The sequence below is a fragment of the Sphingomonas echinoides genome (assembly GCF_029623395.1).
In the GTDB taxonomy this organism is placed as follows: domain Bacteria; phylum Pseudomonadota; class Alphaproteobacteria; order Sphingomonadales; family Sphingomonadaceae; genus Sphingomonas; species Sphingomonas echinoides_A.
The window spans coordinates 37,728-58,123 of sequence record NZ_JAPYKK010000028.1; the positions used below are offsets into that span (position 1 = coordinate 37,728).

Consider the following 20,396-nt stretch of genomic DNA (forward strand, 5'->3'; position numbering starts at 1 on the left):
CGGTTGTTCAACCGCCGTTGCGCTTTGCTTCCCATTCGCAACCGCAGCACCGGTGACGGTGCGCGCCGCAAAGGCGCCTCGCAGCAAGAACCAGGGCGCGACCCGATACCCGACCGTTTCGAAAGAACCGCCGAACGGCCGAGATTGATGGAAAGCGGACCTTAACTCTTTAAGATCGACACAAGACTAGTGAAAGCATCGACGTTCGCTTTCTGATGCGAAAGCACCCCGGCAGTAATATCCTGCGTAGTTCCATCCGGCATGACAAGCTGCGCCTTCACTCCACCATTACTGAAGAGATCGACCTGTCGCAGTGCTTCTTCACGCTGCTCGTTCGCCCATTCGATTACGTCATCTGGTGATTTCATCGTCCGTAATCCCGCTCCGTCGTCGACATCGTAGCACGGCATTAAGTCATGCTTCCAGGGTCCTCTTGGGGGCGATTGCAGACTCACCGATTTGGGTGAGTTGACGGTGGCGAACGTGAAATCCCTGGTTGCCGAATGTCTCGCACGGCACGTACCGCGGCTCGCGCAGGTCGGCCGTCAACGCAGACCCGACGCTTCGATCACCCCCTGTCATCGCCGTCGGCGCGGGATCGGCGCGTAACGCCCTCGTCATGGCAAAGCCGAAAGGGGACTGCGTCAATCGTCCGGCATCCCCGAACCCTTACCCGGACAAGATTCGCGATACAAAACATGGACAAATCGGGTACGAACCGGTTAGCGCGCACCGATGTCGGCGCTGATGTTTCTCCTGATTGCGGTCCTTCTGGCGTTTGAAACCGGGGGCGGTGAAGGGGGCGGGCCGTGGTTCCTGATTGCGACAGTGGTCAGCGCTACGGCGGCGGGCATCAAACTCCCGGACCTCGATTCGCGTCTTCGGCTGGGGCATCGCAGCGCTTTGCTGCATGGGGTTTTGCCACCCTTCGTAGCGCTCCTCGATCATCGAACATGGGCGATCGCCGCAGGCCTGGGCTTCGGGATCGGATTCCATCTCGTGGCAGATCTGTTTCCCGGTCAAATGCGCGGCTTCGCGACGATCAAGCTGCCGCTGTGGGGCGCGATCGGCGCTGGCGCGTCGTATCTCTGGATCATCGCCAATGCCGCAGGAACGCTGCTGGGCGGCCTCGTGGTGCTGACCTTCATCGCCGACGGAAGCGTTCTGGCAATCGCGCTGGCGGCCGTCAGCCTTCTGGGCGTCGCCTATCTGCTGCGCGCGGAGGGTGGTTTGTGGGCGCTGATGATGTTCGCCATCCTGGGGTGGCTTGCGACCCGGTAGCACCAGGGACCAAAGGCAACGGGCTGTAATCGGGCGTTTCCAGTCCGTCCGCTCCGCCGCCCGAAAATCTGCCAGTCCGCTTTCAGGAACCGGGGTCGCATTCAGCGTGCCTGAAGGTCGCGACGTGGTGGAGAGCGGACGTTCGCTTTCGGGAAGGCGGTGGAGGCAACCGACGTTGCCGGTGGGGTGCCGCCCTTTCTCAAAATCGATACTGAAACGGGAGAGGCGAGGTTTGATGGCAAGAAGCAGGACGCCCGCGAGCATGAGGCAGGCCATAGGATCATAAGACCTGCAGGAGTTCGTTAATGTCCTTTCGCGTTCTGGGGATCGACCCCGGCCAGTTCAGTCATCTTTACGGTCTTTCCGATGCCGATCTAGCCGCTGTAGGAGCAAAACGGTACGTCGTGGATACCGAACCAGGCTTTCCCGATCGCGTTGAAGTCCGCGATATGAACATCGGGGAGCACGCGATCTTGTTGAATTACGAGCATCAGCCGGCCGACACGCCGTACCGTTCGCGGCACGCTATCTTTGTACGCGAAGGTGCCCATCGCGCGCTCGATGCGATCGACGTCATTCCAGATGTGCTTCGCATCCGTCCTATCTCGCTCCGCGGATTCAGCGAGAACGGTGAGATGGTGGATGCCGACCTTGTGGACGGGAATGCCCTTGCGCCGCTCATTGAGCGGTTCTTCGAGAAACCTGTTATCGCCTACTTACAGGCGCATTACGCGAAACGCGGCTGCTACGCCGCCCGGATCGTCCGCGCTGATTTTCCCCTTTAGGAGCCCATTGTGGGACCGTCCCTTTGGCAGGGGTGCCGGTAGTCGTCCCGGCATCCCCTTTCCCGAAATCTGTTCCCGCTTGCTCATTCCCGAATTTGCCAGTCGGAGATGGGAAACCGGGAACGATCGCACTTTATGAAGGGCTGCTTTCAGATCATCAGGTTGGGAGTCCAAGATTGGGCGTTAGCAGCCAGGCTGCGCCATAAGTCTATGGCCGAAAGCGAGCCCCCTCCTCACCCCGTTCGCTTCGAGCGAAGTCGAGAAGCCAGACACATCGCCCGTTTCTCGACGACGCGCGAAACGACCGGGTCGATGCGACGAAGACGCCGCTATTTCGACCAGCGCACGAAGATCGCGGTCGGCAACAGCAACCCGCGCGCTTCCTCGCGCACCGCCATCTCGCCGACCTCGACCGTCCCGCCAAGATCCGCCAGCGCCTGCCGCACCAGCTCGCCGATCGCGAGCGCGGACATCCGCACCGCATAGACCGTCAGCACCAGGAACTTGCTCTCCGCATCGAGCAACGCGCGGCAATCCGCGATCAGCGCCGGGAGATTTTCCTCCAGCCGCCACACCTCGCCCTCCGGCCCGCGCCCGAACTTGGGCGGATCGAGGAAGATCCCGTCATAGCGCCGCCCGCGCCGCACTTCGCGCGCGGCGAATTTGGCGGCATCGTCGACCATCCAGCGGATCGGGCGATCCGCCATGTCGGACAGGAAGGCGTTCGACTTGCCCGCCTCGACCGATTTCTTCGACGCATCGACATGCGTCATCCGCGCGCCCTTCGCGGCGAGCGCGAGCGTACCGACCCCGGTATAGCCGAACAGGTTGAGCACCTCGTCGCCCTCGGCCACGCGCCCACGCATCCACGCCCATTGCGCGGCCATGTCGGGGAAGAAGGCGAGATGCCGGAACGGGGTGTTCTGCGCGAGGAACAGCAGTTCCTCCCAGCGCACATGCCAGCCCCCGCGCGGCACGTCCTTCGACAGATGCCACTTGCCGCCGCCATCCTCGTCGGACGCGCCGATGAAGTCGCCATCGGCTTCCCAGCGATCGGACGCAGGGGCCCACATCGCCTGCGGCTCGGGCCGGATGAAGCGGAAGCGGCCATAGCGTTCGAGCTTGCGGCCATGGCCCGAGTCGACCAGCCCGTAATCCGCCCAGGGTTCGGTGATGAGCGTAAGGAGCGTCATGCGAAGTTCCTCAGCGCCCTGGAAGGGGAGGGTTGGGGGTGGGTCGGTATGAAGAGAGGGCAGGCTCCGCCACGGGCCCCTCCCTTCCAGGAAGGGGAGAAGAGAGCGCGTCGCCCCGCCGCTACCGCCCGATCAAAACCTTCGGCAATAATGGAGACAAGCGTCATTCGAAGCTCCTCCCCTCCCTGGAAGGGAGGGGTTGGGGGTGGGTAGGTGTGAAGAGAGGGCAGACTCCGCCACGAGCCGACCCACACTCGGCGCCTCCCTTCCAGGCAGGGGAGACAACGACACAACAACGCGCTGTCATTTTGCCGTCGCGCGCTCGGCGATATAGGCGGTCACCGCCTCGAACGTTCCCGGCAACGTCTCATAGCGCTCCTCGCGATCGAACAGATCGCCGATCCGCGCGGGCAAGCTCGGGCGCTGCCCGGTCGCGCGTTCCACCGCATCGCGAAACTTCGCGGGATGCGCGGTCGCGAGCGTCACCACCGGCACGTCCGCGGGAAGCCCCGACCGGTGCGCCGCGGCCAGCCCGATCGCGGTGTGCGGATCGATCACCTGCCCGCTCCGCTCGCACGTCCGCCGCATCGCCAGCGCCATGTCGTCGAGATCGATACTGTCGCTGGCGAACAATGACGCCGCGCCGTCGCGCTGCGCATTGGTCAGCTGCATCGCGCGCGATGCCTCGAACCCCTGCATCTGCGCAGCCAGCGCATGCCCGTCGCGCCCGCCGAGATCGAACAGCAATCGCTCGAAATTGCTCGACACCTGAATGTCCATCGACGGGCTCGGCGTCGGGATGACGCTCCGGCTCGAATAATCCCCGGTCGACAGCGCCCGCGCGAGGATGTCGTTGACGTTGGTGGCGACGATCAGCTTGGCGACCGGCAGTCCCATCTTGGCGGCGACATAGCCAGCGAACACATCGCCGAAATTGCCCGTCGGCACCGAGAAAGCGACCGGCCGCTCGGGCGCACCCAGCCGGACCGCCGAGTAGAAATAATAGACCACCTGCGCCATCAGCCGCGCCCAGTTGATCGAATTGACCGCCGACAGCGCGAACTTGCCCGAAAAAGCGTCGTCGTTGAACATCGCCTTCACCAGCGCCTGCGCATCGTCGAAACTGGCGTCTTCCAGCGCGATATTGTAGATATTCGGCGCGATAACGGTGGTCATCTGGCGTCTTTGGACGTCCGATACGCGTCCTTTGGGGTGGAGCATGAACACGTCGACCCCGGCGCGCCCGGCAAGCGCATCGATCGCCGCCGATCCGGTATCGCCCGAAGTTGCGCCAATCACGGTCAATTGCTGGCTCGTTCCGGTCAGGAAACGTTCGAAAAGCAACCCGAGCAGCTGCAAAGCGACGTCTTTGAACGCAAGCGTCGGCCCGTGGAACAGCTCGAGCAGCCAGTGCTGCGCATCCAGCTGCACCAGCGGCACGACCGCAGCGTGCGCGAACCGCCCATAGGCCTGCGTACAGAGCGCCCGCAGATCATCCTCGCTGATCGCGTCGCCGACGAACGGCAGCATCACCTGCACCGCCGTCTCGACGTAGGACAGCCCGCGCATGCCGGCAATCTGCTCGGGCGTGAAAGCGGGCCATGTCTCAGGGACATACAATCCGCCGTCGCTTGCCAGTCCGGCAAGCGTCACGTCACGGAAATCGAGAGTCGGCGCGGAGCCGCGCGTGCTGATATAGCGCATGGGGACTGCGGTTAGCGGGATGGATCCGAATCGGCAACCACGCGTCGCCTCAACGCCAACGCATAGATTATTGCGGCGAGTGCGGCGAAGACGAACCATTGTACCGCATAAGCAAGGTGATTGTTGGGAACCGCCGACAGATCGGGCTGGGGATTGGGATCGAGCCCGCCGACCGGGGGGGCCGCCACGAGCATCAACGTCTTGGGCGCCGCACGCCCGAACATCCCCGCGATCAGCGGCTGATGGTCCGGCGCATGGCTGATATAACCCGTGACCGGCCCGCCCTTCCAATCGGGCTTTGCGTGCGGATCCTTGCCGAAGCCGAGCTGCACCGTGAACCCCGGCCCCTCTGCGCCGCTGCGGCACTTCGCGATCTGCCGCCACCCGGTGCCGCCGCGCGCGTTCCGCCCGCCCTCGACCGAGAAGCTGCCAGGCGTCAGGCATACCGCCTTGGAACGTCTAAATAAAAGACTGTCATCGACCGGGATCGCCGGGAATGCGACCGGCGGCAGGGTCACGTTACGGGCATAGTGCACCAACATCGCGGCCTTCTCCGACCGGCGCTGTAGCTGCCAGACGCCGAGCGCGATCATCGCCACGATAGCGAGCGCCACGAGAAGGGTCGCGACCACCGGCACACGCTTCATGGCGGGGTGATCCGCCCTTCATGCGCCGCGTTGCGGTATTCCGCGCCGAGCAACGCCGCCTTGGCGACCCGCAGCGACCCGACCACGCCGAACACCGTGATCGGCAACCAGATAATCAACTGCAGCCAGATCGGCGGCCCCCAGGCGAGCTGGATCGCAATCGCGGCCCCGACGATCATTCCGCCAAGAACGAGCGTCAGGATCGCGGCGGGACCGTCCCCGACATTGAAGGCGCGATAGTCGAGGCTGCACCGCGGACATTTCGCAGCGAAATCGAGCGGCCCGGAAAACAGTCCCGGGGCGCCGCAGCGCGGGCAAAGACCCCTCATCGCAGCGCGCGCGGGGTCCGGCGCGACGAAAGTCTCTGCCCGCTCCAGCGGCATCACCCGCTATGGACCGGCGCGCCCCAGCCGCCCCAGACATAAACGGTGACGAACAGGAACAACCATACGACGTCGACGAAGTGCCAGTACCAGGCGGCCGCTTCGAACCCGAAATGCTGCTTGGGGGTGAAGTCGCCACGATACACGCGGACCAAACAGACGATCAGGAAGATCGTCCCGATCATCACGTGGAAGCCGTGGAACCCGGTCGACATGAAGAACGCCGCGCCATAGTTCAGCCCCTTGAACGGGAACGGCGCTTCCGAATATTCGAACGCTTGGATCGAGCTGAATATCAGCCCCAGGATGATCGTTGCCCACAAACCCTTCTTGAGCCCGTCGCGATCGCCGTGGATCAGCGCGTGATGCGCCCAGGTGACGGTGGTACCGCTGGTCAGCAGGATCAGCGTGTTGAGCAGCGGGAACTTGAAGGCATCGATCACCTCGAGCCCCTTGGGCGGCCATTGGCCGACGCCGTTGGCGACATCCGCGATCAGGCTGACCTTGCCGTCGAGCACCTGGATTCCTGCCGGAAACAAGGAGAAATCGAAGAACGCCCAGAACCAGCCGACGAAGAACATGACCTCGGACGCGATGAACAGGATCATCCCGTAGCGGAGATGGAGCTGAACGACCGGAGTGTGATCACCCGCATTCGCCTCGATCACAACCTGTCGCCACCAGCCGTACATCACCGCAAGTACGCCTGCGAGCCCGGCATAGAACAGCAGCCCGCCGCCGACCGCGGAATGCATCCACATGATTCCGCCCGCCGCCATCGCCAGCGCCGCCATCGACCCAGCCAGCGGCCAGATGCTGGGAGGCAGGATATGATAATCGTGGTTCTTGGCACCGGCCATGTTGCATCCCCGTCGTGTGATCGTTGGATCGATCGGATTTTTCGTACCCTAGCTTTTGGCTTTCGCCGAATCCACCGGGTAAAACGTGTAGCTTAGCGTAATCGTCTCGACGTCGCTTGCGTCCGGGTCCTGCAGGATCTTGGGATCGACGAAGAAGATCACCGGCATCCGGGCGGTCTCGCCCGGTTGCAGCGTCTGCTGCGTGAAGCAGAAGCACTGGATCTTGGTGAAGTACTTTCCGGCCTGTGCAGGCGTCACGTTGAACGTTGCGGTGCCCGTGATCGGCTTGTTCGACGTGTTCCTTGCGGTGAAGAACGCCATGTCGCGCGCACCGACGTCGACCGTATCATACGGGTTCTCGGGCAGGAACTTCCACGGCATGTGCGGCGCGACGTTGGTGTCGAAGTCGATCCGGATCTGGTGGTTCTTGACCGCCCCCGGCGCGACCGTCCCACGCTGCGTGGTGCCGTTGAGGCCGGTCGCCTGGCAAAACATGCGGTAGAGCGGAATGCTCGCCCACCCCAGCCCGCTCATGAAACAGATCCCCAGCACCGCGAGCAGCGCGGTGCGCAGCTTGCGATCCATCCGGGCGATCCGGGCGATCATTGGTGCGGCATTCCCGGCATCCCCGCCTTGATCTTGGCGATGCTTATAGCGAACACCAGGATCACGAATGCAAACAGGATAATCGCCAGCACCGTCGCGCGCGCACGCTGGCGCTTGCGAACAAGGGCCGCCTGGCTGGTAGGATCCGGAAGCTCGTTCATGCCAGGCACCGATCGGTTGCGAGGGTCGCGAAGATCGCGAGGATATAGCCGATCGAATAGACGAACAGCCAGCGTTCGGCCTTCATCGTCGCAGGCGTCTCGGCGCGCTGAACGACGACCCAGACGGTCAAGCCAAGGAAAATCGCCGATAAGACCGAGGCGACGATGCCGTAAAGCGATCCCGCCAGCCCGAGCGGCCACGGCGAGATCGCGGCGGCGGTCATCAGCACCGTATAGAACAGCATCTGCGCGCGCGTCGTCTTTGCGCTCGCGACGACCGGAAGCATCGGTACGCCACCCTTCGCATAATCGTCGCGAATCAGCAGCGCGAGCGCCCAGCTATGCGGCGGGGTCCACAGGAAGATGATCGCGAACATCAGCAGCGGCAGCGCCGAGACCGAGCCCGTCGCCGCGACCCAGCCGATCAGCGGCGGAAACGCACCAGCTGCACCACCGATCACGATGTTCTGCGGGGTCAGCCGTTTGAGACCGACGGTATAGACGAGCACGTAGAACAGGATCGACACCGCCAGCAGCACGGCAGCGAGGATGTTGATAGCGAGCCCCATCAGCAACACCGAGAACACTCCAAGCGCCACGCCGAACTGAAGTGCGGTTTCGCGCTCCATCTTGCCAGCGGGCAGCGGGCGCTTGGCAGTGCGCTTCATCAGCGCATCGATGTCGGATTCATACCACTGGTTGAGCGCGCCAGCCGCGCCTGCCGCGAGCGCGATTGCAAGGATCGCGGTGAACGCAAGAACGGGGGGCAGCGATACGGGCGCAGCGAGCATCCCGCAAAGCGCAGTGAACACGACCGAACGCATCACACGCGGCTTGGTCAGCGCGAAGAAGTCGCGCCAGTCGGCAGGAAGGCTTGGGTTCGAAACGGTCACAACAGTCATTTACAAAGATCCTCCCCTCCCGCTCGCGGGAGGGGCTGGGGGTGGGCTCGCGCTATCCCCTGGCGGAGTCGTTCGGAGCAGCGCGCGAGCCCACCCCTACCCCTCCCGCACGCGGGAGGGGAGTTAAAACCTCAGTCGATCCGCGGGAGCGTCTCGAACTGGTGATATGGCGGCGGGCTCGACAGCGTCCATTCAAGCGTCGTTGCGCCTTCGCCCCACGGGCTGTCGCCGGCCTTCTTGCCCGACATCAGCGACATGATGACGTTGACGAAGAACACCACCATCGATGCCGCCATGATCATATAGCCGATGCTCGCGACCCAGTTCCACTGCGCGAGCGCATCGGCATAGTCCGGCACGCGGCGCTGCATGTTCTGGAGGCCCAGGAAATGCATCGGGAAGAACATCACGTTCACGCCCAGGAAGAACACCCAATAGTGAACCTGACCGAGGAACTCATTGTACATCTTCCCCGACATCTTCGGGAACCAGTAATAGAAGCCGCAGAACAGCGAGAACACCGCACCCAGCGACAGCACGTAGTGGAAATGCGCCACCACATAGTAGCTGTCCTGCATGTAATCGTCGATGCCGCCGTTGGCGAGCACCACGCCGGTCACGCCGCCGACGGTGAACATGAAGATGAACCCGATCGCCCACAGCATCGGCGTCTTGAAGGTGAGCGAGCCACCCCACATCGTCGCGATCCACGAGAAGATCTTGATGCCGGTCGGCACCGCGATCACCATCGTCGCCGCGGTGAAGTACATCTTGGTGTTCACGCTGAGGCCCGTCGTGAACATGTGGTGCGCCCACACGACGAAGCCGACCACGCCGATCGCGACCATGGCGTACGCCATGCCGAGGTAGCCGAAGACGGGCTTCTTCGAGAAGGTCGAGATCACCTGGCTGACGATGCCGAAGCCCGGCAGAATCATGATGTAGACCTCGGGGTGACCGAAGAACCAGAACAGATGCTGGTACAGCACCGGATCGCCGCCACCGGCCGGATCGAAGAAGGTCGTGCCAAAGTTGCGATCGGTCAGCAGCATCGTGATCGCGGCGGCGAGCACCGGAAGCGCCAGCAGCAGCAGGAAGGCGGTGACCAGCACCGACCAAACGAACAGCGGCATCTTGTGGAGCGTCATGCCCGGAGCGCGCATGTTGAAGATCGTCGTGATGAAGTTGATCGCACCGAGGATTGACGAGGCACCCGCCAGATGGAGCGCAAGGATCGCCATGTCGGTCGACGGCCCCGGCTCGCCATAGGTCGAGAGCGGCGCGTAGAGCGTCCAGCCATTGCCCGCGCCACCGAAGAACGGCGACGCCAGCAGCAGCGTGAAGGCGGGGATGAGCAGCCAGAACGACACGTTGTTCATCCGCGGGAACGCCATGTCGGGCGCGCCGATCATGATCGGCACGAACCAGTTGCCGAACCCACCGATCATCGCGGGCATCACCATGAAGAACACCATGATCAGCCCGTGTGCGGTAATCAGGACGTTCCACAGATGGAGCGAGTGATCGAGCCCCTGCTCGCCACCTGGCAGGAAGCTTGCCCAGTAACCGAGATACTGGATCCCGGGATGCGCCAACTCGGCGCGCATCAGGCCAGAGATACCACCACCGATGATCCCCGCGACGATCGCGAAAATCAGGTACAGCGTCCCGATGTCCTTGTGGTTGGTCGACATGAACCAGCGCGCGAAGAACGACATCTCGTGCGTATCATGCGCGTGGGCGTCGTCGTGATGCGCCTCGAAGGCGCTTGGGGTCAGGGCAGTATCGGTCATGACTCAGTTCCCTGCGGAAGCGTTGGCGGGGCTGGCACCGGCGACGGGGGCCTCGGCGGGCAAGGCCTCCGCCGCGGCGTTCCCGACCGCGGTTGGCTCGCCAGTAGCAACGGCTGCGGGTGTCGCGGCGACGGGGGCTGCGGCGGCGCCGTTACCCGGCATCGTACCACCCTTGGCCTTGACCCACTGCGCGAACACCGCTGGCGACACCGCCTGCACCGTGATCGGCATATAGCCATGCCGCGCGCCGCACAGTTCGGAGCAGACGCCGAAATAGACGCCTTCCTTTTCGATCGTGAAGCTGGTCTCGTTCAGGCGACCCGGGATCGCGTCGAGCTTGATCCAGAACGCCGGGATTTCCCAGCTATGGATCACGTCGTTAGAGGTCGTGATCAGCCGGACCGGCACGCCGACCGGCAGCACGACGCGTGCATCGGTCGCGAGTAGACGGGGTCCGTCGATCGCGGTGCGAGCGCGTTCGCCCTTGCCGACTTCATTGGCTTCCTTGAGCATGTTCGACGTGATCGAGAAGCCGCCGTTGCCGGGATATTCGTAACTCCAATACCATTGATTGCCGATCGCTTTGAGCACGACCGCATTCTTGGGTGCAGGCTTGTACTGCGCCTGGAGCAGACCGATCGAAGGGAGTGCCAGCCCGAGCAGGATCAACACCGGAATGCCGGTCCATGCCACTTCGAGAATGGTATTGTGCGACGTCCTGGAGGCGACAGGGTTCTTCGCCCGGCGAAACCGAACGATCACGAGACCCAGCAATGCCAGCACGAATAGCGAGATCACCGTGATGACCGGCATCAGCAACGCGTTGTGGAACCATGCCGCCTGACGTCCGGTCTTGGTGACCTGCGGCTGAAGCGAAATGTGTCCAGGCACCGGCTGACCGATCGTCGGATCGATCGCCATGGCGGGCGCACCGTCGACCGCGAGCATCGGGTCGGTCGCGGCAGTCACGGCGGGCGCAGCAGGCGCCGCGACGGGTGCGGCGGCAACCTCGGGTTTGGTCACGGTCACGACCGGAGCGGCTTGCGGTGCCGCCTGTACTGCGCCTGTACCAATCATCGCGAGGCCCGCCGCCATCACGATCGATTTCATCCCGATCATACGCATCCTCTGCATCTACCCTTTGCGACTCTGTCGGCTTTTCCGGACGACGACCAGGCGGGGATACGCCCTTTTCTTTTAGGGCTATAAGCGGAAGGGACGAAGGCCTCAACCCGCGTGTGTCCTTTTTATGGCGCGATCGTTGCGTCCGTCTGTCCGCGCCCGTAATCAGGCCCCAAATCCCGAGTATATCACGGGCGCAATCACTGGACCGCATCTCATGACCGAAGACGATGTTCTCGCCGAATTCCGTGCTGCCGAGGCGTTGCTGGAGGGACATTTCATCCTGTCGTCCGGGCTGCGGTCGTCGCGCTACCTGCAATGCGCGCGCGTTCTGATGGACCCGGCACGCGGCGCGCGGCTCGCGGAAGCGCTCGTCGCGCGACTGCCGGCGGACATCCGTGCCGACATCGCCGCCGTAGTTTCGCCTGCGATGGGCGGAGTGATCGCCGGGCACGAGATGGGTCGCGCGCTCGGCGTCCCCGCGATGTTCCTCGAACGCCCGGACGGCACGTTCGAACTGCGCCGCGGCTTCCGGCTGGAGCCGGGCACCAAGGTCTTCATGATGGAAGACGTCGTCACCACCGGCCTGTCCTCGCGCGAAGCGATCGCCGCGATCACGCGTGCGGGCGGCGAGACGGTGGCAGCGGGCGCGCTGGTCGACCGCTCGAACGGCACCGCCGATCTCGGCGTCCCCTTCTATCCACTGATCCGGCTCGACGTGCCGACCTACAGCGCCGACGCGCTCCCGCCCGAACTCGCGGCAATCCCCGCGATCAAGCCCGGCAGTCGCGCGGCATGACCCCCCCGCTCCGCCTGGGAGTCAATATCGATCACGTCGCAACCGTCCGCAACGCGCGCGGGTCGGGCTATCCCGATCCGGTGCGCGCGGCGCTGCTCGCTGCCGAATCGGGGGCTGACGGCATCACTGCGCACTTGCGCGAAGACCGTCGGCACATCACCGACGACGACATCGCGCGCCTCTCATCCGAATTGACGATCCCGCTCAATCTCGAGATGGCGGCGACCGACGAGATGCTCGCGATTGCGCTGCGCCACCGTCCACATGCCGCGTGCATCGTCCCCGAGAAACGCGATGAACGCACCACCGAGGGCGGGCTCGACGCGGCAGGGCAGTTCGCCACGCTGGCGCCGTTGGTCGCGCAACTGACTGCGGCCGGGATCCGCGTCTCGCTGTTCGTCGAACCCAGCGCCGCCCAGATTGACGCAGCACTCCGGCTCGGCGCGCCAGTCGTCGAACTCCATACCGGGCGCTATTGCGAGCTGGAGGGCGAGGCGCAGGCCGAAGAACTCCTCCGCATCGCCGATGCCGCTGCGCTGTCGGTCAAGAACGGGATAGAAGTCCACGCCGGCCACGGCCTGACGCTCGCCAATGTCGCCCCGATCGCTGCGATTCCGCAAATCCGCGAGCTCAACATCGGCCACAGCCTGATCGCCGATGCGATCTTCGTCGGGTTGGACGATGCGGTCCGTGCGATGCGCAGCGCGATGGACGCGGCCCGGTGATGCGCGTGGGTTTGCGATGATCATCGGGTTGGGCTCGGACCTGTGCAACATCGAGCGGATCCAGGCATCGCTCGACCGCTTCGGCGACCGCTTCGAACACCGCGTCTTTACTGACGTCGAACGGGCCAAGGGCGCCGCGCGCCCGTTCACCAAGGCAGGCACGCTCGCCAAGCGCTTCGCCGCCAAGGAAGCCTTTTCCAAGGCAGTCGGAACCGGGTTCAAGCGCGGGGTGTTCATGAAGGATATTGGCGTCGTCAACGCACCTTCCGGCGCGCCGACCCTGCACCTGCATGGCGGCGCAAAGGCGAGGCTTGACGCGTTGACGCCCGACGGCCACGTCGCGCGACTACATTTGACGATGACCGACGATCATCCCTGGGCGCAAGCGTTCGTGATCATCGAAGCGGTTCCGAGGGACGAGACATGAGCGAGGAGCTGGCCCTGAGCGCAGACGAGACCAAGGCGCGCGTCGACGCCGGGAATGCTTCCGCCACCCCCGGCGGCAAGCAAACCAAGAAACCCGGCACCGACTGGGCGTCGGAGATCCGCGGTATCTTCTGGTTGATCCTCGCGGTTCTGGGCTTCCACAGCTTCATCGCCAAGCCCTTCTACATTCCGTCGGAATCGATGCTCCCAGGGCTCCTGGTCGGCGACCAGCTGGTAGTGAGCAAATTCCCGTACGGTTTCTCGTTCGTCTCGCCGACGTTTCACCTCTTGCCATTCATTCCCGGCCGGTTGTTCGGCCATCTGCCCGAGCGTGGCGACGTCGTGATCGTCACGCCGCCGGGGACAAAGACCGACTATATCAAGCGGCTGATCGGGCTTCCCGGCGACCGGCTCGAAGTCCGTGACGGCACCGTCATCCTGAACGGCGTGCCGGTAAAGCGTGGCCCGCTCCATTACGTCGACATTCGCAACTACGGCAACGCCCCTCTGCCCGCGCCCGAAACCGGCGTGACCTGCGATCCAAGCCAGTATGACGATGCGCTCGGCACCGCGCCCGACGGCAAGAGCGTCTGCCGTCTGCCGATCGTCACCGAAACGCTCCCCAACGGTCGGCATTACGACACGGTCGATCTCGGCACCTACCCGGGTGACAATTATCCCGCCATCACGATCCCAGCGAAGCACGTCTTCCTGATGGGTGACAATCGCGATCGCAGCGCGGACAGCCGGTTCCCCCTGTCTGAACAGGGCCTCGGCGGACCGGTGCCGTGGGAATATTTGGGTGGCCGCGCGGAATTCATCACTTTCTCCAAAACTGGGCTTGGTTCCTGGAATCCCCTGACTTGGGGTCAGTCGTTCCGTGGCGGACGCGCTGGCACCTCCTTGCATGCGAGCCGTAGTACATGAGTAAATCCGATATGGCGCAGGTCTCGGAGCCTGCGCCAAACGAACTGCGCGACCCATTTGTTCGCAAGGAATTGACGCGCGCCACGGTGTGGCTCGGCCTTGCCTGCGCGATCGCACTGCTGGTCCTTTTGGTTCATCCGTTACTGATCATCTTCGGCGGGCTGGTCTTCGCCTCGATGCTGGACGGCGGCGTCCGGCTGCTCGGGCGCGTGTTGCCAATCGGTCGGTCATGGCGGCTGCTGATCGTCGTGTTGCTGACGGTCCTGTTCCTCATCGGCCTCGTCTGGCTGACCGGCGTCCAGGTCACCGCGCAGTTCGCGCAGCTCCAGCAGACGCTCATCACCCAGGCGACGCGGCTGTCCAATTGGGCGACCGAGAAGGGGATCATGCCGCAACAGGCCGATATCAACGGCATGGTGCAACAGGCGCTCGGCTCGTTCGGAAAGCTCACCGGTTATCTCGGGATCGTCTTCGGCGCGCTCGCCAGCCTGGTGATGGTGCTGGTGATCGGGTTGTTCGTGGCGATCGAGCCGCGTCTCTATGGTCGCGGGCTCGAATGGATGGTCCCGCGCGACATGCGACCGCGCTTCGCCGGTACGATCGAGCAGATGGCGACGACGATGCGCCGGCTGCTCGCTGGCCGCCTGTTCGGCATGGCGCTGGAAGGCGCGATGACCGGCATCGCATTGGCGTTCGCCGGGGTCCCGATGGCGCTGGTGCTCGGGATCCTAACCGGCCTGCTTGCCTTCATCCCCAACCTCGGCGCGATCGTCAGCGGCATCCTGATGGTCGCGGTCGGGTTCAGCGCGGGATCGGACACCGGCCTGTGGGCGATCTGTATCTACGTCTTCATCCAGACGCTCGACGGATATGTCATCATCCCGATGGTTGCCAAGAAGACGGTCGACTTGCCGCCCGCGCTCACGCTGTCTTCGCAGATCCTCGCTGGTACGTTGTTCGGGCTGCTCGGGCTGACGCTCGCCGACCCGCTGACCGCGATGATCAAGGTTGCGCTCGAGCGTAGCTCCGAAGCGGAAGAGGAAACCGACGCGGCATGATCCCGGTCCTATACGATTACTGGCGCTCGTCGGCGGCGTATCGTGTCAGGATCGTACTGAATCTCAAACGTGTCGCCTATGATTCCGTCCCGATCGACCTCACGAGGGAAGCGCAGCGAACGCCGGACTATCTCTCGCGCAATCCGCAAGGGCTGGTTCCGGCGCTCGATCTCGGTGCGACGGTGTTGACGCAAAGCCTCGCGATCATCGAGTATCTCGACACTGCTTACCCGAACCCGGCCATGATACCGGTCGATCCGCTAGCGGGGGCGCATGTCCGCGCGCAAGCGCTGACGATCGTCGCGGATATCCACCCGATCGACAATTTGCGCGTGCTGAACCGGTTGACCGAACAGTTCGGGGCAGACCAGGCCGCGCGCGAAGATTGGTATCGGCATTGGGTGGTGACAGGCCTCGACGCCTTGGAGGTAATGACAACGAGCAGCCCGGGACCGTTCCTTGGCGGCATGGCACCCAACCTTGCCGACGCCTGCCTCGTCCCACAAATGTACAATGCGCGGCGTTTCGGGGTTCCGCTGGACCGTTATCCCCGCCTGACCGCCGCAGACGCAGCTGCATCGGCCGTCCCTGAGATCGCCGCCGCCCACCCCGACCGGGTCAGACCGCCCGCCTGAGCCCCCGTTTGAAACGACGTTCCAGCACGGCCTGATCGAACAGATCGAGATAGGCGGCAGCGGCATTGCGCCCAGGCTGTGGGATCGGTTGTGGCCGCGACCGCCCCGGTTCCAGCCAATGATCCAGCGCCGCCACCAGACCGGCGGCATCGCCCGGCACCACGACGCTGCCCACCGCCGGGCTGGTCACGATCTCGCGGACCGCTACGCTCGAATCAGTAGCGATCACCGGCGTACCGACCGCGAGCGATTCGCGTAGAACCCCGGGTACGCCTTCGAAATCCGAAACCAATGCCAGCGCAGTCGCCTGGGTGATCGCGGGAAGGGGATCTTCGACATGGCCGGGCAAGACGACCCGACGGTCGAGTCCCCGCGCCGCGATCCTTGCCTCGATCGTCGCCCGCTCGCTGCCCTCGCCGAGGATCATCAGCGAGACGTCACGATGGTCGATATCGGCAAAGGCATCGATCAACCGGTCCCACCGCTTCTGCGGCGCCAGCCGTCCAACGCCAAGTACGAACCGTCCCGCCGGTAGGGTGTGGGGCGCACAGGGGGATCCGGCACGCGGCGGGGGATTGGGGATGACGCTGATCTGGTCGCGCGCGATGCCCATCATCACGCTCGCCTCGTCCGCCATGGCGGGGCTCATCGCAACGAGATGGTCCACGAAGCGCGGGTGCCATTTCAGCCATGCGCGATATCCCGCGGCAAGCGGCACGTTGTGATCGCGCCGGACGAGCGCGTTCGAGACCTTGGCGACGATCGGCGGGCAATGCGCGCCCAGACGCAATCGTGTCCAGGCGGCCAGCGCGGTATAATGATTGCCGGGACAAAACAGCACGTCCGGGTCGATCTCCGCAGTCAGCCGCGCGATCGCGGACATGCCGACCATCGTCTTCGTACCGACTTTCAGAAGGTCGACGCCCTCGGGCACGTCCCGCATCAGCGGCCCTGCAACGTCCCCGACGATCACCGTCACGCGACGCCCAGTCGCGACCCATTCCCCTGCAAGACGCAGCAACGTCTTCTCGACGCCACCTCCATCGAGGGTCTGCGCAAAGGTCAGGATATGGGAGGCAGGTGAGGGGGGAAACAGCATGTCGCGACGTTTTAAACACATCGTTGTCGCAAATGTGTCCCGCCCGATCCGCATTAATTCAGGACAGGCATGCGTCGTACAAAGGAATGGCACCGTCGCACGTGATTTGCCGCGCCGCACGGTTAGGAGTATGGCGCGCCCTTAGATCGCCCTGATCCCCCGATCGGCGTACAAGCGGACAATTTCGCCACGTGAACAAATTTACGACCGGGCCGGGCTCAGGGACAACGACGGGAAACACCCCCGCCCCCCTCTCCATACCGACACTCCCGGGGATCGCGGGCGCGCCCGACCTCGCCGGTCTCGAACCGATGGTCCGGAAACAACGCCGCTGGCCGGCCTATCTCGGGGCTGCCGCGACCGTCTTCATGATCGTCTGGCTCGGCCTCAAGCTGCGTGCGATGGGGGTCGACGACCTCTGGTCGGCCATGCCGCGCAACCCGTTGTTCTACCTCTTCTTCGCGCTGGTGTACGTCGCACCGGTGACGGGCGATTTCGTCATTTTCCGCCGTTTGTGGGGTATCCCCGCCGCCGGATACATCGCGCTCGCCAAGAAGCGGATCGCGAACGACGTGCTCAATTATTCGGGGGAGGCGTATTTCTATGCCTGGGCGCGACAGCGTTCCTCGATGGTTGCGGCCCCGTTCGGGGCAGTGAAGGACGTCAGCATTCTGTCTGCCATCGCGGGCAATATGGTGACCCTTGCGATCATCGCGCTCGCGATGCCGCTTGGCGTCGGACTGATGACCGAATCGCAGCTCCACACCGCGATCTGGTCGGTCGTCGGGGTGTTTGCGATGTCGCTCCCCTTCCTCATCTTCTCGAAACGCGTGTTTTCGTTACCGCGGCGGACCTTGTGGTGGATCTTCGGGGTGCATTGCCTGCGACTTATCGCGGGATCGGTGCTGACCGCGTTCGCCTGGCATTATGGCTTGCCGACCGTGTCCGTGGGCATGTGGTTGTTGCTGTCGGCTGCGCGCATGATCGTGGGCCGCTTGCCGCTTGTGCCGAACAAGGACCTTCTTTTCGCCACCTTCGCCACCCTATTGATCGGGCAGGACGCGCAACTGTCCGTGTTGATTGCGGTGACGGCGGCACTGCCCCTGCTGGTTCACGTCGCGTTGGTCGCGCTGTTCGGGCTGGTCGATCTGATTAGGAAGTCCTGACGATGGTGCTGAGGCTGGTGTTGACGACGGTTCTCGCGGGCGGATTGTTCGCGGCAGCCCCGGCGTTTGCGGTGCAGGCGGCGATCGGCAGCGATGCAGCGGCGTGCGCCACCGGTGGCCCCGCGATCCGCGTGACGGTCGACGGGCTGAAGGATCGCACGGGCGAGCTCAAGCTCGAACTCTATCCTGCGACCGAGGCCGATTTCCTCAAGGACGATCGCGACCTGATCAAGGAAGGCAAGTTCTTCCGGCGCGTTCGCTTGCCGACGCCTGCAGCGGGACCGGTCGTGCTGTGCATCCGCGTGCCCACCCCCGGTCCCTATGCGCTGCTGTTCACGCACAATCGCGACGGCCGCAACAAGTTCAACTTCTGGTCGGACGGTGCGGGATTCCCCAGCAATGCCAAGCTCGGGCGGTCGCGACCGAAGGTGGAGCAAGGACGGATCGTCGTCCCCGAAGGTGTTGTATCGGTCGACATTCACGCTCAGTATCTGCGCGGCCTAGGTGGTTTTGGCCCTATTCAAGGCGATTGATCGCATGCGGATCGTCGACGTCAACGAATTCTACTCCCCAACCGGGGGAGGCGTGCGGACCTATATCGACCGCAAGATGGGGATCATGTCCGATCTCGGGCATGAGTTGATCGTCATCGCGCCGGGTCGAGTTCCCAGCATCGAGGAACGCCCCGGCGGCGGGCGCGTGATCACCGTGCAGACCGGGCATCTGCCGCTCGACGCCAATTACGGCATTTTCTGGGACGGTGCGCCGGTGCTCCGGCTGCTCGACCAGTTGCAACCCGATGTGGTTGAGACGTCGTCGCCGTGGCGGCTGCCGTGGGTGGTCGGCCAGTGGCAGGGGAATGCGGTCAAGGCGTTCTTCATGCACAACGACAACATGGCGGCCTATGCGCTGCGCTGGTTCGAGGGGCTCGCCCCGCAAGACCGGATCGAGCGCGCGTTCGACTGGTACAGCCGGTACATGGACAGCTTTCTCACGCATTTCGACGCGGTCGTCACCAACGGTCCCGCGCTGGAGAAGCGGTTGAAGAATCGCGGTGTGCGAATCGACGTGTCGATGCCGCTGGGGATCGAGCGTGGGCATTTTTCCCCCGACTTGCGCGACGAGCGCCTGCGCGCGGCGTTGCTGGCGCAATGCGGCCTGCCGCCGACCGGGCATCTGCTGCTCGGGCTCGGGCGGCATCATCCTGAAAAACGCTGGCGGCTGGTGATCGACGCGGTCGAACGCGCTGGGTCGGACCTTCCGGTCGGGCTGATGCTGCTCGGCACCGGAGTCGAAAGCGCCAAGATCGAGGCGCGGATCGCCGGATCGCCGCACATCCGCATGTTCCGGCCGGTCTATGACCGCGAACGGCTCGCGCGGATCGTCGCGAGTTGCGACGCGCTGATCCACGGGTCGGAAGCGGAGCCGTTCGGGCTGGTCGCATCCGAGGCGATGGCGGGCGGGTTGCCGCTGATCGTCCCCGACACCGGCGGGTGCATGGAAGTCGCGGATCCGCGGTCGTCCGAATTCTACACCGCGCGCGACGCGCAAAGCGCGGCGAGCGCGATCCACCGGCTGTTCGCGAGAGACCAGCGCGTGCTGCGGCGCGCGGCGCTGGTCGCGGCGACCAAGGTGCGCAGTGACCGCGAGCATACGATCGAGCTGATGGACTATTACCAGGGGCTGGTCGACGCCAAGCGCGCGGGGAAGCTGCTCAGGGCTGCCTGACGTAGAGCCGAAAGCGCGGGCTTGCGACCGCAACCGACCGATAGCGTTGCGCGATTGCCCATCGTTCGAGCCGCGCGTCCAGCGCGGGGTTGCCGCTGCTCCATTTGGCTTCGCCGCCGACCAGGATCGCGGCGGGCCTCGTCGGCGCCACGCCCTTCGCCGAAAGAGCGCTCACGACAGGCGCTCCAAGCGCATCCAACCGATCCCCCGAAACGAGGTGCAACCCCGCCTCCGCCCCCGGCGCGACCAGCGCATGGCTGCGAAAATAGAACGGCCCGGTGGCAAAGCGCGCGTCCGCCAACCGCCCGGTCGCGGCGAGGAACTGCGGCGACAGCGTCGCAACCGGTCCCGTAACCCCCGCCCGGTCGAGCGCGTCCCGCACCGCACGCCCGTCGC

The 20,396-nt window shown here is 64.3% G+C and carries 23 protein-coding genes and 1 pseudogene; 11 read left to right on the forward strand and 13 right to left on the reverse strand.

Annotation, left to right across the window (positions count from 1 at the left end; genetic code table 11):
* Positions 1 to 161: 161 nt before the first annotated feature.
* On the reverse strand, positions 162 to 368 hold the full coding sequence (locus QBJ92_RS15160) for a hypothetical protein (protein ID WP_277970536.1): 207 nt from the start codon (positions 366 to 368) through the stop codon (positions 162 to 164).
* A 367-nt stretch (positions 369 to 735) separates the two neighbouring features.
* On the opposite strand from QBJ92_RS15160, the gene QBJ92_RS15165 reads away from it, so the two are divergent.
* Both QBJ92_RS15165 and QBJ92_RS15170 read left to right on the forward strand, forming a co-directional pair.
* Positions 736 to 1,281 carry a hypothetical protein gene (locus QBJ92_RS15165; protein WP_277970537.1) on the forward strand — a complete coding sequence of 182 codons (546 nt, stop codon included), beginning with the start codon at positions 736 to 738 and terminating at the stop codon, positions 1,279 to 1,281.
* A 305-nt stretch (positions 1,282 to 1,586) separates the two neighbouring features.
* Positions 1,587 to 2,066 (forward strand): DUF1203 domain-containing protein, encoded by a 480-nt coding sequence (locus QBJ92_RS15170; protein ID WP_277970538.1) that lies wholly within the window; start codon positions 1,587 to 1,589, stop codon positions 2,064 to 2,066.
* Between the two features lie 329 nt (positions 2,067 to 2,395).
* Here the strand turns inward: QBJ92_RS15170 and QBJ92_RS15175 are convergent, their stop codons facing one another.
* From QBJ92_RS15175 to coxB, 10 genes are all read right to left on the reverse strand, one after another.
* A complete protein-coding gene (locus QBJ92_RS15175) occupies positions 2,396 to 3,259 on the reverse strand; it encodes a class I SAM-dependent methyltransferase (RefSeq protein ID WP_277970539.1) in 864 nt (287 codons plus the stop codon).
* Between the two features lie 303 nt (positions 3,260 to 3,562).
* Positions 3,563 to 4,963, reverse strand: coding sequence for a threonine synthase (gene thrC, locus QBJ92_RS15180; protein ID WP_277970540.1), 1,401 nt, complete (start codon positions 4,961 to 4,963; stop codon positions 3,563 to 3,565).
* Between the two features lie 11 nt (positions 4,964 to 4,974).
* Positions 4,975 to 5,610, reverse strand: coding sequence for an SURF1 family protein (locus QBJ92_RS15185; protein WP_277970541.1), 636 nt, complete (start codon positions 5,608 to 5,610; stop codon positions 4,975 to 4,977).
* Positions 5,607 to 5,939 (reverse strand): DUF983 domain-containing protein, encoded by a 333-nt coding sequence (locus QBJ92_RS15190; RefSeq protein WP_277970542.1) that lies wholly within the window; start codon positions 5,937 to 5,939, stop codon positions 5,607 to 5,609. Before QBJ92_RS15190 ends, QBJ92_RS15185 begins: the two co-directional genes overlap by 4 nt.
* Positions 5,940 to 5,992: 53 nt before the next feature.
* The gene (locus QBJ92_RS15195) at positions 5,993 to 6,853 is read right to left on the reverse strand and encodes a cytochrome c oxidase subunit 3 (RefSeq protein ID WP_277970543.1); all 861 of its coding nucleotides are present in this window, start codon (positions 6,851 to 6,853) and stop codon (positions 5,993 to 5,995) included.
* A 48-nt stretch (positions 6,854 to 6,901) separates the two neighbouring features.
* Complete coding sequence (locus tag QBJ92_RS15200; protein ID WP_277970544.1) at positions 6,902 to 7,459, reverse strand: cytochrome c oxidase assembly protein; 558 nt, start codon at positions 7,457 to 7,459, stop codon at positions 6,902 to 6,904.
* Positions 7,456 to 7,620: a hypothetical protein gene (locus QBJ92_RS15205; RefSeq protein ID WP_277970545.1), complete on the reverse strand. Its 165-nt coding sequence runs from the start codon at positions 7,618 to 7,620 to the stop codon at positions 7,456 to 7,458. The genes QBJ92_RS15200 and QBJ92_RS15205 overlap by 4 nt, the downstream gene beginning before the upstream one ends.
* Entirely contained in the window at positions 7,617 to 8,522 is a 906-nt protein-coding gene (locus QBJ92_RS15210; protein ID WP_277970546.1) for a heme o synthase, read from the reverse strand. The genes QBJ92_RS15205 and QBJ92_RS15210 overlap by 4 nt, the downstream gene beginning before the upstream one ends.
* Before the next feature lie 131 nt (positions 8,523 to 8,653).
* The gene (gene ctaD, locus QBJ92_RS15215; RefSeq protein ID WP_277970547.1) at positions 8,654 to 10,315 is read right to left on the reverse strand and encodes a cytochrome c oxidase subunit I; all 1,662 of its coding nucleotides are present in this window, start codon (positions 10,313 to 10,315) and stop codon (positions 8,654 to 8,656) included.
* A 3-nt stretch (positions 10,316 to 10,318) separates the two neighbouring features.
* Positions 10,319 to 11,434 carry a cytochrome c oxidase subunit II gene (coxB, locus tag QBJ92_RS15220; protein WP_277970548.1) on the reverse strand — a complete coding sequence of 372 codons (1,116 nt, stop codon included), beginning with the start codon at positions 11,432 to 11,434 and terminating at the stop codon, positions 10,319 to 10,321.
* A gap of 220 nt (positions 11,435 to 11,654) precedes the next feature.
* On the opposite strand from coxB, the gene pyrE reads away from it, so the two are divergent.
* The 6 genes from pyrE to maiA are packed head-to-tail and all read left to right on the forward strand — an operon-like array spanning position 11,655 to position 16,007.
* Positions 11,655 to 12,236, forward strand: coding sequence for an orotate phosphoribosyltransferase (gene pyrE / locus QBJ92_RS15225; RefSeq protein WP_277970549.1), 582 nt, complete (start codon positions 11,655 to 11,657; stop codon positions 12,234 to 12,236).
* Positions 12,233 to 12,961: a pyridoxine 5'-phosphate synthase gene (locus tag QBJ92_RS15230; RefSeq protein WP_277970550.1), complete on the forward strand. Its 729-nt coding sequence runs from the start codon at positions 12,233 to 12,235 to the stop codon at positions 12,959 to 12,961. Before pyrE ends, QBJ92_RS15230 begins: the two co-directional genes overlap by 4 nt.
* A 16-nt stretch (positions 12,962 to 12,977) precedes the next feature.
* Entirely contained in the window at positions 12,978 to 13,388 is a 411-nt protein-coding gene (gene acpS / locus QBJ92_RS15235) for a holo-ACP synthase (RefSeq protein ID WP_277970551.1), read from the forward strand.
* On the forward strand, positions 13,385 to 14,314 hold the full coding sequence (lepB, locus tag QBJ92_RS15240; RefSeq protein ID WP_277970552.1) for a signal peptidase I: 930 nt from the start codon (positions 13,385 to 13,387) through the stop codon (positions 14,312 to 14,314). The genes acpS and lepB overlap by 4 nt, the downstream gene beginning before the upstream one ends.
* Complete coding sequence (locus QBJ92_RS15245; RefSeq protein ID WP_277970553.1) at positions 14,311 to 15,372, forward strand: AI-2E family transporter; 1,062 nt, start codon at positions 14,311 to 14,313, stop codon at positions 15,370 to 15,372. Before lepB ends, QBJ92_RS15245 begins: the two co-directional genes overlap by 4 nt.
* A complete protein-coding gene (maiA, locus tag QBJ92_RS15250; RefSeq protein WP_277970554.1) occupies positions 15,369 to 16,007 on the forward strand; it encodes a maleylacetoacetate isomerase in 639 nt (212 codons plus the stop codon). The genes QBJ92_RS15245 and maiA overlap by 4 nt, the downstream gene beginning before the upstream one ends.
* On the opposite strand, the gene QBJ92_RS15255 is transcribed toward maiA, so the two are convergent.
* Positions 15,991 to 17,106 (reverse strand): glycosyltransferase, encoded by a 1,116-nt coding sequence (locus QBJ92_RS15255; RefSeq protein WP_277970555.1) that lies wholly within the window; start codon positions 17,104 to 17,106, stop codon positions 15,991 to 15,993. The genes maiA and QBJ92_RS15255 overlap by 17 nt on opposite strands.
* Before the next feature lie 191 nt (positions 17,107 to 17,297).
* Here QBJ92_RS15255 and QBJ92_RS15260 point away from each other — a divergent pair, with 191 nt between their 5' ends.
* The 3 genes from QBJ92_RS15260 to QBJ92_RS15270 are packed head-to-tail and all read left to right on the forward strand — an operon-like array spanning position 17,298 to position 20,000.
* Positions 17,298 to 18,272, forward strand: a complete 975-nt coding sequence (locus QBJ92_RS15260) for a hypothetical protein (protein WP_277970556.1) — start codon at positions 17,298 to 17,300, stop codon at positions 18,270 to 18,272.
* Complete coding sequence (locus QBJ92_RS15265) at positions 18,269 to 18,805, forward strand: DUF2141 domain-containing protein (protein WP_277970563.1); 537 nt, start codon at positions 18,269 to 18,271, stop codon at positions 18,803 to 18,805. The genes QBJ92_RS15260 and QBJ92_RS15265 overlap by 4 nt, the downstream gene beginning before the upstream one ends.
* Before the next feature lie 4 nt (positions 18,806 to 18,809).
* Entirely contained in the window at positions 18,810 to 20,000 is a 1,191-nt protein-coding gene (locus QBJ92_RS15270; RefSeq protein WP_277970557.1) for a glycosyltransferase, read from the forward strand.
* Here the strand turns inward: QBJ92_RS15270 and QBJ92_RS15275 are convergent.
* A pseudogene (locus QBJ92_RS15275) lies at positions 19,987 to 20,396 on the reverse strand (DUF2029 domain-containing protein); the annotation flags it as partial. The gene QBJ92_RS15270 and the pseudogene QBJ92_RS15275 overlap by 14 nt on opposite strands.